Raw genomic sequence first — 16,292 nt, 5'->3', positions numbered from 1 at the left:
CTGGATAAGCTCTGTCCTCATGACCAGTGTCCAGGAGCCCACTGCGCCAGAGGCGACAAACACCCCTGATATCCACACGACGGCTGGAAAGCTCGCCGACCTGCGCAGACGCCAGGAAGAGGCGAAGTACCCCAGCGGCGAAGCCGCCGTCGAGCGGGTGCACGCGAAGGGCAAGCTGACCGCCCGTGAGCGCATCACCGCGCTGCTCGACGAGGGCTCCTTCGTAGAGCTCGACGCTCTCGCCCGGCACCGGAGCGTGAACTTCGGTCTCGCCGACAACCGCCCGTTCGGCGACGGCGTGGTGACCGGCTACGGCACCATCGACGGCCGCGACGTGTGCGTCTTCTCCCAGGACGCCACCGTGTTCGGCGGCAGCCTCGGCGAGATCTACGGCGAGAAGATCGTCAAGGTCATGGACCTGGCACTCAAGACCGGCCGCCCGCTCGTCGGCATCAACGAGGGCGCGGGCGCCCGAATCCAGGAGGGCGTGGTCTCGCTCGGCCTCTACGGCGAGATCTTCCACCGCAACGTGCAGGCCTCCGGCGTCATCCCGCAGATCTCGCTGATCATGGGCCCGGCCGCTGGTGGCCACGTCTACTCCCCGCGCTGACCGACTTCGTCGTGATGGTCGACCAGACCAGCCAGATGTTCGTCACCGGCCCCGACGTGATCAAGACCGTCACCGGCGAGGACGTCACCATGGAGGACCTGGGCGGCGCCCACACCCACATGGTCAAGTCCGGTGTGGCCCACTACGTCGCCTCCGGCGAGCAGGACGCCCTCGACTACGTCAAGGACCTGCTCAGCTACCTGCCGAGCAACAACCAGGCCGCCGCGCCGCGACTGGCCCCGTCGGACCCGATCGTCGGCTCCATCGAGGACTCGCTGACCTCCGAGGACATCGAGCTCGACACCCTGATCCCGGACTCGCCGAACCAGCCGTACGACATGCACGAGGTCATCCGGCGCATCCTCGACGACGACGAGTTCCTCGAGGTCCAGGCCGAGCGTGCCGCGAACATCATCTGTGGCTTCGGTCGCGTCGACGGCCGCAGCGTCGGCATCGTCGCGAACCAGCCCACCCAGTTCGCCGGCTGCCTCGACATCAACGCCTCCGAGAAGGCCGCCCGCTTCGTGCGCACCTGCGACGCCTTCAACGTCCCGATCATCACCCTGGTCGACGTGCCCGGCTTCCTGCCCGGCACCGAGCAGGAGTACAACGGCATCATCCGCCGCGGCGCGAAGCTGCTCTACGCGTACGGCGAGGCCACGGTCGGCAAGATCACCGTCATCACCCGCAAGGCGTACGGCGGCGCGTACGACGTGATGGGCTCCAAGCACATGGGCGCCGACCTGAACCTGGCCTGGCCGAGCGCGCAGATCGCGGTCATGGGTGCCTCCGGCGCCGTCGGCTTCGTCTACCGCAAGCAGCTCAAGGAGGCCGAGGCCTCGGGCGCCGACGTCGACGCGCTGCGCCTCAAGCTCCAGAACGAGTACGAGGACACTCTGGTGAACCCGTACGTCGCGGCCGAGCGCGGTTACATCGACGCAGTCATCCCGCCGTCGCACACCCGCGGTCAGATCGTGGCGGCCCTTCGCCTGCTCGAACGCAAGCAGGTTTCCCTTCCGCCCAAGAAGCATGGGAACATCCCGCTATGACAGCGACGAGGGAAACGACACTCGAAGACGTCGAGGTGCTCTCCGCAGCCGCGGAGGCCATCGACTCCGCTACGGTCGAGGTCGTGGCTGCCGACAGCAAGGGCTCTGAATTGCCGGTCATCAAGGTGGTCAAGGGCGCACCGACCGACATCGAGGTGGCGGCTCTGGTGACCGTCTTCGCCGCCGCTGCAGGCGGCGAGGAAGCACCGGCCGACACCCGTCCGGCCGAGCGGTGGGGCGACCCCGCCGGCATGCACCGGGGCGCCGCCCCCCTGTCCCCGTACGCGTACTCGAACCGTCGGTGACCACGCTCGTTCTGGCCTCGGCCTCGCCGGCACGGTTGACCGTGCTGCGCAAGGCCGGGGTCGAGCCATTTGTACTGGTCTCCGGAGTCGACGAGGACGCGGTGCAGGAAGCGCTCGGCCCCTCGGCAGCGCCATCCCGGGTGGTCACCGAGCTCGCGCGGGCGAAGGCCACCGCCGTGCTCCCCGAGCTGCCCGCAGAGGTCTCCGCCGACGCGGTGGTGATCGGCTGCGATTCGATGCTGCTGATCGACGGCACCCTGCAGGGCAAGCCGCACACCGCCGACGTGGCGAGGGCCCGCTGGCGTTCGATGATGGGTCGCAGCGGCACCCTGCTCACCGGGCACTGCGTGCTGCGGGTGCGCGACGGGGTGACCGTCGGCGAGGCCAGCGCGGACAGCGCGACGATCGTGCACTTCGGGACCCCGTCCGGGGATGATCTCGAGGCCTACCTCGAGTCCGGCGAGCCCATGCAGGTCGCGGGCGCGTTCACGCTCGACGGACTCGGTGGCTGGTTCATCGACCGGATCGAGGGCGACCCGTCCAGCGTGATCGGCATCGGCCTGCCGTTGGTCCGCCGACTGCTCGGCGAGGTCGGTGTCGGCATCTCCGAGCTCTGGTCAGCCACCCCGGCCACCTGAACTCGAGCCCCACCCACAGAAGTCATCGCCCACCGACACCGCGATCGCGGTGTCGGTGGGCGATTTCATGTCCCGACCTGGCCCCCTTCTACCGTGCCCGGTTCCCGACGGTGTGCTCCTTCAGGACGGGTCCGACGACGCTCAGCGCGGCCGGCGACATCATGCCCCAGTGGGTGCTGGCGATGCGGTGGTTGCGGACATCGCCACTGACGTGCGACTGCCAGCCGGTGGCCGCGCGCCGACCCGTCGGGTCGTCCTCGGCCGCGGTGAAGAACAGCAGATCGCCCTCGAACACTCCTGGCCGGTACGACGCCGTGAGGCCCGAATTGTGCTGGGCAGCCGCGAGCAGGCGCCCGACGACCTCGGCGGCCTGCTCCTCGCTCTGCCCGGTCAGCTGACTGAACATGGCCACCGCTTGGGACTCGGTGACGTCCGTGACCAGCTGATCGCCGACTCCGTCCATTCCCATGCCGCTGAGGACCTCGGCCATGGTCACCGTGCCGTTCGGCGCGGTCGGCAGGGTCTCCGCGGTGAAGCTGTCGAGCATCGCCAGCAGTTCGACCGTCTCGCCCTGTTCCTGCAGTTGCACCGCGATCGCATGGCTGATCGTGCCACCGAGCGACCACCCGAGCAGGCGATAGGGGCCGGACGGCTGCACCCGACGGATCTCGCGGAGGTAGAGCTCGGCGACTGCCTCGATCGAACCGGGCAGCTCACCGTCGCCCTGTGCCGCCGGGGTCTGCAGGCCGTAGATCGGACGGTCCGCATCGATGTACTGGGCCATTCCCACGTAGCACCACGCCAGCCCGATGATCGGGTGGACACAGAACACCGGCGGCTTCGACCCCGCCGCGCGGATCGGGAACAGCATGTCGAATGCATGCCCGATGACGTCGTCGGCGCCACGCTCGATCTGCCGGGCCAACGCCTCCGGGGTGGCATCGGAGAACAGCCACGGCAGCTGGACCACGGTCTCGAGGTCGGTCCGCAGCCGACCGACCACCCGCATGCCGATCAGCGAATTGCCACCGAGCTCGAAGAAGTTGTCGTCCAACCCCACTCGCTCGACACCGAGGAGCTCCGCGAACACCGCCGCGACCGCCTGCTCCGTGGCGGACACGGGGGCCCGGTACTCGCGTGCCGCAATCTCAGGAACCGGCAGCGCCCGACGCTCCAGCTTGCCGTTCGCGCTGAGCGGGAACTCGTCGAGCACCATGATCGTCTCCGGGATCATGTACGACGGGAGTGCCGTGGACACACCCTGGCGAAGCGCCGCGGTGTCGATCTCGCCCTCACCGACCACATAGCCGATCAGCTGCTGGCCAGAGGTCCCCGAGTGCACGACGACCACCGCCGCCCGCACCGTCGGGTCCGCCACCAGCGCGGCCTCGATCTCGCCGAGTTCGATCCGCAGTCCGCGCAGCTTCACCTGGAAGTCGGTGCGGCCGAGGAATTCCAGCTCGCCGCCTGAGTTCCACCGGACGAGGTCGCCGGTTCGGTACAGGCGCTCACCGGGACCACCGCACGGATCGGCGACGAACCGTTCCGCGGTCAGGTCCGCCCGGTCGTGATAGCCGCGGGCCAGCTGCGCGCCTGCCAGGTAGAGCTCACCCGGCACGCCGACCGGCACCGGCCTCAGCCGTGAGTCGAGCACATGCGCCCTGGTGTTCCACACCCCGCGACCGATGGGCACCACCGCACCGACGTCGGGCCCGATCCGGTACGCGGTCGAGGTCACGGTGACCTCGGTGGGTCCGTAGGTGTTGTCGAGCACGGCGATGGACCGGGCCGCGAAGCGCCGAGCCAGCTCGGCAGGGAGTTCCTCACCACCGGCGAGGACGTACCGAAGCGACGCGGGCAGCTGCAGCTGCGGATCGGCGAGGAAGACGTCGAGCATCGACGGCACGAACTCCATGATCGTGACCGACCGTTCCTCGGCGACGGCCACCAGGTACTCGGGGTCCCGGTGTCCGCCCGGCTTCGCGATCACCGTGCGGGCACCCACCTGCAGGGGCATGAACAGCTCCCACACCGACACGTCGAAGGTGACGGGGGCCTTCTGGAGCACGGTGTCGGACGGACCGAGAGGGTACTGGCCCTGCATCCAGGCGATCTGGTTCACCACCGAACCGTGTGTGACGGTCACGCCCTTCGGTCGGCCGGTGGACCCCGACGTGAACATCGCGTACGCGACGTTGGCAGGCCGCAACGGTCGGAGACGATCCACATCCGTCAGCGCGGTGTCGGCGAAGCCGGACAGGTCGAGCCTGTCGATCTCCATCACGTCGACCGAGGCCGGCAGGTCACCGGCGTCCTGCGATCTCGACAGCACCACAACCGGATTCGCGGTCGCCACGACGTACTCGGTGCGCTCGTCCGGATGCTCCGGATCGATGGGCAGGTAGCCGCCGCCTGCCTTGAGGATGGCGTACATGGCCACCATCAGGTCGACCGAGCGATACATGCCGAGCCCGACCAGCGTCTCGGGCCCGACGCCGATCGAGACCAGGTGGCGCGCCAGCCTGTTCGCCTCGCGGTCGAACTCCCGGTAGGTCAGCTCCTGCTCGCCGAAGAGCAGCGCAGTCGCATCGGGCGTGCGTTCGACCTGCGCCTCGAAGGCATCGACCAGCGTGACTGCGGGTACGACGACATCGGTCTCGTTCCAGCGCTCCATCTCGGAACGTTCCGTGTCGCTGCGCAGTTCGATCGCGTCGACACTCATCGTGGCGTCCTTGGTGACCGCCTCGAGGATCGCGGTGAACTTCTCCGTGAAGCCGACCACCGTCGACTCGTCGAAGAGGTCACGCGCGTAGTTGAACACCCCCGGATCCCGGTGCGTCGCGCCTCCTGGTCGAACTCGGTCGAGAGCGTCACTTGAAGGTCCAGCTTCGCCCCGTCGGGAACCGCGTCGACCGGGGTAACCGTCAGCCCGGGCAGCGTGACCTCCGCTCGGGCGAAGTTCTGCACCACGAGCAGTACCTGGAACAGCGCCGAGTAGGCGGTCGACCGCCTCGGGTTGAGCACCTCGATCAACTGCTCGACCTGGGTGTCGGCGTGGGCGAAACCGTCGATGTCGTTCGCGCGGACCTCGTCCAGGAAGTCGGTGAACGCTGTCGCGGCCTCGACCCGGTTGCGCAGCACCAACGTGTTGCCGAACATGCCGATCAGGTCGTCGAGGGCCTCCTCACCTCGGCCGGCGACCTGCACTCCGATCACGATGTCGTCGCTGCCGGAGAGCCTCGACAACAGCACCGCGAGTGCGGCATGAGCCACCATGAAGAAGGTCGAGTTGTGTTCCCTGGCCAGACGGTCGATCCGATCCGCGAGATCCGCGGACAGCACGAAGTCGACGTAGCCGCCGCGGTTCGACGCGACCGCGGGGCGCGGCCGGTCGGTCGGGAGCTCCAACAGGTCGGGAGCGCCGTCGAGGTGCTTTGTCCAGTAACCGATCTGCTTGGCGGACAAACTGTTCGGATCGTCCTGATCGCCGAGCAACGCTCGCTGCCACAGCGCATAGTCCGCGTACTGCACCGCCAATGGCGCCCAACCGGGCTCGAGGCCCATGCGTCGCGCCTCGTAGGCGACGAGTATGTCCCTCGACATGGGCGCCATGGACCCACCGTCGCTGGAAATGTGGTGCAGGACGATGGCGAGCACGAACTCGTCCTCGTCGAGCTGGAACAGACCGGCGCGCAATGGGACCGCCGCGGCGACGTCGAACCCGCCGCCGACGATCCCGATCATCCGAGACCACATCTGGTCCTCGTCGATGCGCTCCGGCTCGAGCCGCGGCACCACGTCGGCAGCGGGCAGGATCACCTGCTGCGGTCCCTCCGCCGAGTCCGGGAAGACCGTGCGCAGCGCCTCGTGGCGCTCCACCACGTCGGCAATGGCCGCGCGCAGCGCCGCGGTGTCCAGCGCGCCGCTCAGGCGCACCACCAGGGGGATGTTGAACGCGGGCGAACTGGTGTCGAACTGGTTGAAGAACCACATCCGCTGCTGTGCATGTGACAGCGGGATACGTTCCGGCCGAGGACCCGCCACCAGAGCGGGGCGCCCACCCTCGCCTGCGTGACGCTCCACCGCAACTGCGAGCGCGCCGACCGTCGACGCTTCGAAGAGCACCCGGACCGGCACCTGCGCGTCCAGCGCCGCACCCAACCGCGAGATCACCTGGGTGGCGATCAGCGAGTTGCCACCGAGGGCGAAGAAGTCGTCGTCGACCCCGACGCGTTCGACCCCGAGCACATCGGCGAACACGCCTGCCACGATCTCCTCGATCGGCGTCGACGGCGCCCGGTAGGCGACGGCCTCGAAGGCAGGCACCGGCAGCGCCTTTCGGTCGAGCTTGCCGTTGACCGTCACCGGCAGCGCGTCGAGGACCACCACCTGGGCGGGCACCATGTACGCCGGCATCGATCCCGACAGCTGGGTGCGCAGTTCCTGCGGGTCGAGTGCGATCTCAGGGTCGGCGACGACGTAGCCGAGCAGACGCTGTCCGGTGTGCGGGTCCTCGTGCACCGTCACCACGGCCTGTGCCACCCCGGCGCAGGCCAGGAGGGCGGATTCGATCTCGCCGAGCTCGATCCGCAGACCGCGAAGCTTGACCTGCGAATCGGCGCGGCCCATGAAGTCGAGCTCGCCGTCGGACGTCCAGCGCACCAGGTCCCCGGTCGCGTACATCCGCGTGCCTGCCTCGCCGAACGGGTTGGCGACGAACTTGCCCGCGGTGAGCTCGGCGCGGTCGTGGTAGCCGCGCGCCAGCCCGGCTCCGGACGTATAGAGCTCACCGACCACGCCGATCGGCACCGGCCGCAGCCGAGTGTCGAGGACCACCGCACCGACGCCGCCGATCGGCGCGCCGATGGTGATCGGGTCACCGGCGGCCAACGTCCCCGTCAGCGTGACGACGATGGTGGTCTCGGTCGGGCCGTAACCGTTGAAGAACCGTCGTCCCGGCGCCAACCGCGCGACCAGCTCCGGCGGGCAGACGTCGCCGCCGACGCCCACCATCTCCAGGTCGGGCAGGTCCTCGGCGCGCATGGTCCCCATCGCCGCGGGCGCGCTCATCAGATGGCTCACCCGCTGCTCGCGCACCAGCCCCGCGAGTTCGTCACCACCGACGACCTCCGGCGGCGCCACCACCATGGTCGCGCCGGTGCTGAAGGACGTCAGCATCTCGAACATCGACGCGTCGAAGCTGGCCGAGGCCAGTCGCAGCACGCGAGAGGCGGCGGTGATGACCATCTCGGGGTGGGCGTCCGCCGAGAAGGCGGACAGCCCGGTGTGGGTGACCACCACGCCCTTGGGCATGCCGGTCGAGCCCGAGGTGTAGATCATGTACGCGACGTTGGTGGCGGACAGCGGCGCCGTCCGGTCCCGGTCGGTGACCGGTGCGTCGGACAGTCCATCGGCCAGGGCGGCGTCGATTTCGAGCCACTCGGTTGCGCCCGGCAGATCCTCGTGGACGCCTGCGACCGTCAGGCCGAGCGCCGCACCGGAATCGGTGAGGATGTGCTCGATCCGCGCGGTCGGCAGCGCCGGGTCCACCGGCACGAACGCAGCCCCACTCTTGGCGACCGCCCACATCGCGACCACCGATTCGAGGCTCCGCGGGAACGCAAGAGCCACGAAGGTCTCGGGTCCGATTCCTCGCGAGATCAGCAGCCGTGCAATCCGGTTCGACGTCGCATCGAGCTCCGCGTAGGTCATCTCGGTGCCGCTCGCGGTCAGCGCGACCTTCTGCGGGTCCACTGCCGCACCGGCGGCGAGCATCTCCGGCAGCAGTCGCGCCTGCAGCGGTCGCGCGAGCGCGCGCTGCGCCAGGGTCGCCCGCTCGCTCTCGTCGAGCAGGTCCAGCTCGCCGACCACCACGGCCGGTTCGGCGACGACCGATCCCAGCAACCGCAGCAGGCGCTCGACGAAGACTCGCGCCGTGGACTCGTCGAACAGGTCAGCCGCGTACGTCAGCGAACCGGCCAGGCCGTCCGCACTCTCCCGGAAGGTCAGCTCGAGGTCCATCTTCGCGACGGCGGCGTCCGCCTCGAGCGCCGACACCTCGATGCCCGGCAGCTCGAAGGAGGCCAACCCCTGGTTCTGGAGCGACAGGGCCACTTGGGCCAGCGGTGGGTGCGCCTGCGATCGAGGCGGGTTCACCACCTCCACGACCCGCTCGAACGGTACGTCGGCGTGGCCGAACGCGGCCAGGTCCACCGCGCGGGTCCGCGCCAGCAACTCGACGAAGGTCAGGGTCGGGTCGACCTGGGTGCGGAGCACCAGGGTGTTGACGAACATGCCGACCACGTCGTCGAGCGCGGCATCGCCCCGACCGGCGATCGGGCTGCCGACGGTGATGTCGGTGGACCCGCTCAGGCGGGCCAGCTGCACCGTCAGCGCCGCGTGCAGCACCATGAACAGCGTGGACTGACGCTCCCGAGCCAGCTCCGTCAGCTGCCCCAGCAGCTCCGCGTCGACGGTGAAGTCGGTGCGCGCACCGCGCATCGACGCCACCTGCGGCCGCGGGCGGTCCGTTGGCAGTTCCAGGAGCGCGGGCACTCCGGCCAGCTGCTCGACCCAGTAGCCGAGCTGGTCCGCCGCGAGCGACTCCGGGTCGTCCTCCGACCCGAGCACCTCGTGCTGCCACAGCGCGAAGTCTGCGTACTGCACCGTCAGCGGCGCCCACGTCGGGGCCTGACCCTCGGTCCGCGCCAGGTACGCCACCATCAGATCCCGCGCCAACGGCCCCGCCGAGACTCCGTCGGACGAGATGTGGTGCACCGAGAACGCGAAGACATGCTCCGTCTCCGAAACGCGGAACAGGCTTGCCCGCAACGGGATCTGTGTCGACACGTCGAAGCCCCGCATCGCGAAGGTGGTGAACGCGGCCATCAGGCCGTCCGCCGACACCGCCACCTCGTCGAGCTCCAGCTCGACGTCGTCGACGGCGACGACCACCTGGGACGGGCCGTCCGCAGAGTTCGGGAACACCGTCCGAAGCGACTCGTGCCGCTCGACAACATCACCGACGGCCGCCCGCAGCGCCGCGACGTCCAGCTCGCCCGACAGCCGCACCGCGACCGGAATGTTGTAGGCAGGCGAGGCGGTGTCGAACTGGTTGATGAACCACATCCGGGACTGCGCGGGCGAGAGCGGGATCCGCTCCGGCCGGGGGCCCGCCACCAGCGCGGGGCGCCCACCTGAGCCCGCGTGCTGTTCGAGGGCCACGGCAAGGGCCGCTACCGACGACGCCTCGAAGAGCACCCGCACCGGAACCTGGGCATCCAACGCCGCGCCCAGCCGCGACACCACCTGTGTCGCGATCAGCGAGTTGCCACCCAACTCGAAGAAGTCGTCGTCGACACCGACCCGCTCCACGCCGAGCACATCCGCGAACACCCCGGCCACGATCTCCTCGATCGGGGTCGACGGCGCCCGGAAGGCACGCACCTCGAAGACCGGGGCCGGCAGCGCCTTCCGATCCACCTTGCCGTTCGCACTCAACGGAATCCGATCGAGCACCGTCACCGACGAGGGCACCATGTACGCAGGCAACCGCCTCGCCAGCGCCGACCTCAGGTCATCCGCCGAAACGGTCCCGCCCGGCACCGCCACCACATAGCCCACCAACCGGTCACCCAGATGTCGGTCGTGGTGCAGTACGACCACGGCCTGTCCGACCGAGCCGTGTTCGACCAGCGCGGCCTCGATCTCTCCGAGCTCGATCCTCTGACCGCGCAGCTTCACCTGGAAGTCCGACCGCCCGATGTACTCCAGGTTGCCGTCACCGTTCCACCGCACAAGGTCACCCGTGCGGTACATCCGGGAACCGTTGTCCCCGAAGGGGTTGGCCACGAACCGGTCCGCCGTCAGCCCGAACCGGCCGCCGTAGCCGCGACCCACGCCGATGCCGCCGACGTAGAGTTCGCCCTCCACACCGGTCGGGACCAGGCGCATCCGACGGTCCAGCACGAACAGGTCGATGTTCGCGATCGGGGATCCGATCGGTACGCCGGAGCCGTCGGTGACCGCCGCGTCGAAGGCGGAGACCACGTCCGAGGCCTCGGTCGGTCCGTAGCTGTTGACCACCCTCAGACCGGAATTCATCAGCGTCTCGAACTTGCCGAGCCGGATCGCCTCGCCACCGAGGAAGACCACCTCGAGGGCGGACAGGATCCCGTCGGCGTCGGTGTCGACGACCGCCTCGAACGCGCTGGGCGACATGTTCGCCACCCTGACACCCGACCCGACCGCGGCGCCGGCCTCGACAATCCGCAGGATGTCTCGCGCGTCGAAGCCGTCGGCGGCGAGATGGATCGCGCGCCCCTCCGTCAGCGCGGCCCACACGTTCTTCTGCGTCAGATCGAAGCTCGGTGAGGACGCGATCAACAGTCCGCCTGCGGCGGGCAGTTCACGTCGGTACCAGGCCAGGGTGTTCTCGATGCCGGCCATCGGCACCAGCGTCGGCTTCGGCTTGCCCGTCGACCCGGATGTCGAGATGACGTAGCCCAGCCGCAGCCCCGCCCCTGGCTCACGCCACCGGTCGACAGGACGAGCGGAGACCTCACCGGCCCCTGCGAACTCGTCCATGGCGACGACCGGGATCGGCAGGTCACGGGCCGACGCACTCACCACGCACCGCGCACCGGTGTCGTCGAGGATCGACCCGATCCGATCCGCCGGGTACGTCGGGTCGATCGGTGCGTAGGCCGCACCGGCCTTCCACGCCGCCAGCATCGCGACGATCCACTCCACCGACCGCGGCAGCACCAGCGCCACCACGTCGTCGACGCCGACACCCAGCCGGACCAGTTCGGCCGACAACACCGTCGATCGTGTGTCGAGCTCCGCGTAGGTCACCGATTCGTCACCGGCCGCAACCGCGACCGCGTCGGGGAACCGGTCCACCCGGTCACCGAACAGCGACACCGGTGACGTCACCGCGACCGGCGAGCGCCTGCCCCGCGACCACCCGAGCACGCGGGCGCTCTCGACCTCGTCGAGGATCTCGACGTCGCCGACGGCGACGGACATGTCGGTCACCATCGCGGACAGGATCCGCTGGAGCATCTCGGCGAACGAGGTGACTGTCGACTCGTCGAAGAGATCTGTCGCGTACTCGAACTCGGCGAGCATTCCCCCGTCCGCCGTGTCGACCTCGGACATCGTCAGCTGCAGGTCGACCTTCGCAGCCGCTGCGTCGTAGTCGACTCCCGAGATCGTCAGGCCCGGCAGCTCGAGCGAGGCCTCCGCAAAGTTCTGGAACACCAGCATCACCTGGAACAACGGGTGACGGGCCTGCGAGCGAGCCGGGTTGAGCACCTCGACCAGACGCTCGAACGGTACATCGGCATGCCCGAACGCCTGCAGGTCCGACTCCCTGGCGCGTGCAAGCAGCCCTGCGAGGGACTCGGACTGGTCCAGCTCCGTCCGCAGCACCAGCGTGTTGACGAACATGCCGACAATGTCGTCGAGGGCCGCGTCGCCGCGACCCGCCACCGGGGTGCCGACAGCGATGTCGTCCGTCCCGGACAGCCGCGAGAGCAGGACCGCCAAGGCCGCGTGCACGACCATGAACAGCGTGACGTGGTTCTCCCGCGCCACCCGGTTCAGCCCGCGCTGCAGGTCGGTGTCGAGCGAGAAGCGATGCCGCGCACCACGGTACGAGGCAACACTCGGCCGAGGCCGGTCACCCGGCAGGTTCAGCTGGTCCGGCAGACCCTCCAGCTTGTCCCGCCAGTGGCTGAGCTGACCGGCGATCAGGGACGTCTGATCGTCCTCGGAACCGAGGACCTCACGCTGCCACAGCGCAAAGTCCGCGTACTGCACGGCCAGCGGCGCCCAGCCCGGTGCCTGTCCGCGACTTCTGGCCTCGTAGGCGACCATCACGTCGCGGGCAAGCGGCCCGACGGAGAACCCGTCGGCCGCGATGTGGTGCACGACGACGACGAGGACGTGCTCGGTGCCGGAGAGCTCGAACAGCCGCGCCCGCAGCGGAGCGTCGATCGTGACGTCGAAGCCGGCCGAGGCCACCTCGGTCAGCGCCGGAATCAGCGCGTCCGGTGTGAGCGGGAGGCCGACAATCTCGACTCCGGCCTCGGAGGAGGTCAGGATCCGCTGCCGCGGGCCGTCGTCCGAGCCGGGGAAGACGGTCCGCAGGGACTCGTGCCGCTCGAGCACGTCGGCCAACGCGGCCCGCAGCGCATCGACGTCCAAGTCGCCGGACAGCCGCAGCGCGATCGGCACGTTGTAAGCCGACGACTGCGGATCGAACTGGTTGAGGAACCACATTCGTTGCTGCGCAAGCGACAACGGGATTCGCTCCGGCCGCGGGGCCGCGACCAGCGCCCTGCGTCCGCCCGCACCCGCGTGCCGCTCGACGGCCACCGCCAGTGCCGCCACCGACGACGCCTCGAACAGGATGCGTACCGGCACCTGCGCGTCCAGCGCCGCGCCGAGCCGCGAGATCGCCTGGGTGGCGATCAGCGAGTTACCACCGAGGGCGAAGAAGTCGTCGTCTGCGCCGACCCGTTCCGCGCCGAGCACGTCCGCGAACACGCCGGCCACGATCTCCTCGATCGGCGTCGACGGCGCCCGGAAGGCCCTCGCCTCCAACTCCGGCACCGGCAAGGACTTCCGGTCCAACTTGCCCACCACCGTGCGCGGGAGCTCGTCGAGCACCACCACCTGCGCCGGCACCATGTACGCAGGCAGCACAGCGGACAACCCATCGCGCAACACCTGCGGTTCGAGCGCGGAATCCGCCTCACCCACCACGTAACCGAGCAACCGCTGTCCGGTGTGCGGGTCCTCGTGCACCATCACGACCGCCTGCGCCACACCGTCGCAGCCTGCAAGCGCCGCCTCGATCTCGCCGAGCTCGATCCGCAACCCGCGGAGCTTGACCTGCGAATCCGCACGCCCCACGAAGTCCAGCTGGCCGTCGACGGTCCAGCGCACCAGGTCGCCCGTCGCATACATCCGACTCCCAGGGGCGCCGAACGGATTCGCCAAGAACCGGCTCGCCGTCATCGCGGAACTGCCGTGGTAACCCCTGGCCAGTCCGGCACCCGACAGGTACAGCTCACCGACCACCCCGAGAGGGACCGGCCGCAGCCGCGCATCGAGCACCGCGGCGCCCGCTCCCCCGATGGGTGCACCGATGGTGATCCGTTCGTCCACCGACAGCGGCGCCGTCAAGGTGATGACAATGGAGGTCTCCGTCGGACCATAGCCGTTGAAGAACCGGCGCCCCGGCGCCAACCGCGCCACCAGCTCCGGCGGGCACACGTCACCGCCGACCCCACCATCTCGAGATCCGGCAGGTCCTCGCCGCGCATGGTTCCCAACGCCGCGGGCGCGCTCATCACATGGCTCACCCGCTCGTCCCGCAACAGCATCGCGAGCTCGTCGCCACCCACGACCTCCTGCGGCGCCACCACCATGGTCGCGCCGGTACTGAACGCGGACAGCATCTCGAACAGCGACGCGTCGAAGCTCGCCGACGACAGTCGCAGCACCCGCGACGCGGCAGTGATCGCCAGCTCCGGACGTGCCTCGGCAACAAACGTCGCGAGACCGGTGTGGGTCACCACCACGCCCTTCGGCGTGCCCGTCGACCCCGACGTGTAGATCATGTATGCGGCGTTGTTCGCGGACACCGGCGCCGTCCGGTCCCGATCCGAGACCGGGCCGTCCGGCAGCCCCTCGGCCACCTCGCCTTCCAACTCGAGCCACTCGATGATGCCCGGCAGCCCGTCCCGGACCCGGGCAACAGTCAGCCCCAGCACCGCGCCGGAATCGGTCAACATGTGCTCGATTCGCGCGTCCGGCAGCGCCGGATCCACCGGCACGAACGCGGCCCCGGTCTTGGCGACCGCCCACATCGCGACCACCGACTCCACCGTCCGTGGGAACGCCAACGCCACAAACGACTCCGGTCCCACACCCCGCGAGATCAACAGCCGGGCAAGACGATTGGACGACCCGTCCAACTCCGCATAGGACATCTCGGTGCCGCTCGCGGTCAGCGCGACCGCCGCCGGGTCGACGGCCGCTCCGAAGCCGAGGATCTCCGGCAGCAGCCGCACCGGCAGCGGCGCCGCGATCGCGCGCTCCCCGAGCACCGACCGCTCCCCCTGCTCGAGCAGGTCGACCTCGCCGACCAGGACCGACGGGTCGGCCGAGACCGCACCCAGCACCCGCACCAAGCGGTCGACGAACCGCTGCGCGGTGCCGCCGTCGAACAGATCCGCCGCGTAGATGAGCGAGCCCGACATGCCCCCGTCGCTCTCGCGGAAGGTCAGCTCGAGATCGGTCTTCGCGAGGTCGATCTCCTGGTCGAGCATCGTCACCCGGACGTCCGGCAGCTCGAGCGTGCCGACGCCCTGACTCTGCAGCGAGAGCGCCACCTGAAACAGCGGTGAATACGCCTGCGACCGAGGCGGATTGGCGACCTCGACGACGCGCTCGAACGGCACGTCGGCGTGCCCGAACGCGGCCAGGTCGATCCCGCGGGTCTCGGCAAGCAGATCCGCGAAAGTCGCGGTCGGATCGACCTCGGTGCGCAGCACCAGGGTGTTGACGAACATCCCGACCACGTCGTCCAGCGCCGCCTCGCCGCGGCCGGCGATCGGGCTGCCGACGGTGATGTCGGTGGTGCCGCTGAGCCGGGAAAGCTGGAGCGAGAGCGCCGCGTGCAGGACCATGAACAGGGTCACGCGGTGCTCGAGCGCGAGCTCACGCAGGCGATCGGTCAACTCGGTGTCGACGACGAAGTCGACGCGGGCACCGCGATAGGAGGCGACCGCAGGCCGGGGTCGGTCGGCGGGCAGGTCGAGCACGGCAGGCACGCCTGCCAGTCGCTCCGCCCAGTAGGCGAGCTGGACCGACGCCAGCGAGTCCGGGCGGTCCTCGGACCCGAGCACCTCACGCTGCCACAGCGCGTAGTCCGCGTACTGCACCGCCAGTGGCGCCCAGCCCGGGCCCTCGCCGCGGGTCCGGGCCGCATAGGCGGTGACCAGGTCGCGGGCCAGCGGCAGCGTCGAGAATCCGTCGGCGCTGATGTGGTGGACCACGAGCACCAACACGTAGTCGCCTGCGTCGAGGCGGAAGAGGCCGCCGCGCAGCGGGATGGCGGCGGTGACGTCGAATCCACCGGAGACGAGCCCGACGATCGCCGTCCGTAGCGCGTCCTCGCCGTCGACGTCGACGGGGCTGAGGTCGACGGGCACCTCGGTCGCAGGCAGGATCCGCTGTTGCGGACCGTCAGCGGAGTCCGGGAACACCGTGCGGAGGGATTCGTGACGGTCGATCACGTCGTGCACGGCGGCGGCGAGCGCGGCGGCGTCCAACTCGCCGGTCAGGCGCACCGCCAGCGGGATGTTGTACACCGCGGACGTGGGGTCGAATCGGTTGAGGAACCACATCCGCTGCTGCGCCAGCGACAGCGGGATCCGGTCCGGCCGGTTCCCCGCCACGAGCGGGATCCGGTCCGCGGCCTCGTGCGTGTCCACCATGGCCGCGAGACCGGCCACGGTGGAGCTGCCGAAGATCTCCCGAACGCGGAGCCCGGTGCCCGCGGTCGCGTTGAGCCGAGCGACAACCTGGGTGGCGCTGAGCGAGTTGCCGCCGAGCGCGAAGAAGTCGTCGTCCGCGCCGACCCGCTCGCTCCCGAGCACCTCGGCGAAGATGT

At 69.6% G+C, this 16,292-nt stretch carries 3 protein-coding genes and 3 pseudogenes; 3 read left to right on the top strand and 3 right to left on the bottom strand.

Going from position 1 to position 16,292, the window contains the following annotated elements:
• The first annotated feature begins 19 nt into the window (after nt 1–19).
• The 3 genes and pseudogenes from BTZ20_RS08005 to BTZ20_RS07995 all read left to right on the top strand — a co-directional run bounded on the left by BTZ20_RS08005 (nt 20) and on the right by BTZ20_RS07995 (nt 2,602).
• Nucleotides 20–1,659: pseudogene (locus BTZ20_RS08005) on the top strand (acyl-CoA carboxylase subunit beta).
• Nucleotides 1,656–1,964, top strand: coding sequence for an acyl-CoA carboxylase subunit epsilon (locus tag BTZ20_RS08000; RefSeq protein ID WP_077040993.1), 309 nt, complete (start codon nt 1,656–1,658; stop codon nt 1,962–1,964). Before BTZ20_RS08005 ends, BTZ20_RS08000 begins: the two are co-directional and overlap by 4 nt.
• Nucleotides 1,961–2,602, top strand: coding sequence for a Maf family protein (locus BTZ20_RS07995; protein ID WP_077040992.1), 642 nt, complete (start codon nt 1,961–1,963; stop codon nt 2,600–2,602). The genes BTZ20_RS08000 and BTZ20_RS07995 overlap by 4 nt, the downstream gene beginning before the upstream one ends.
• An 88-nt stretch (nt 2,603–2,690) precedes the next feature.
• Here the strand turns inward: BTZ20_RS07995 and BTZ20_RS07990 are convergent, their stop codons facing one another.
• The 3 genes and pseudogenes from BTZ20_RS07990 to BTZ20_RS28980 form a co-directional block, all read right to left on the bottom strand.
• On the bottom strand, nt 2,691–5,423 hold the full coding sequence (locus BTZ20_RS07990) for an amino acid adenylation domain-containing protein (protein WP_077040991.1): 2,733 nt from the start codon (nt 5,421–5,423) through the stop codon (nt 2,691–2,693).
• Nucleotides 5,321–6,811: pseudogene (locus tag BTZ20_RS29735) on the bottom strand (condensation domain-containing protein); the annotation flags it as partial. The gene BTZ20_RS07990 and the pseudogene BTZ20_RS29735, both read right to left, overlap by 103 nt.
• Before the next feature lie 180 nt (nt 6,812–6,991).
• Nucleotides 6,992–16,242 (bottom strand): annotated as a pseudogene (locus tag BTZ20_RS28980) (condensation domain-containing protein); the annotation flags it as partial.
• Nucleotides 16,243–16,292: the final 50 nt, after the last annotated feature.

The organism is Rhodococcus sp. MTM3W5.2, from assembly GCF_001984015.1.
Lineage (GTDB): Bacteria > Actinomycetota > Actinomycetes > Mycobacteriales > Mycobacteriaceae > Rhodococcus_G > Rhodococcus_G oryzae.
Note: the sequence above shows the minus strand (reverse complement) of the source record. Positions and strands in the feature narration are given on the sequence as shown.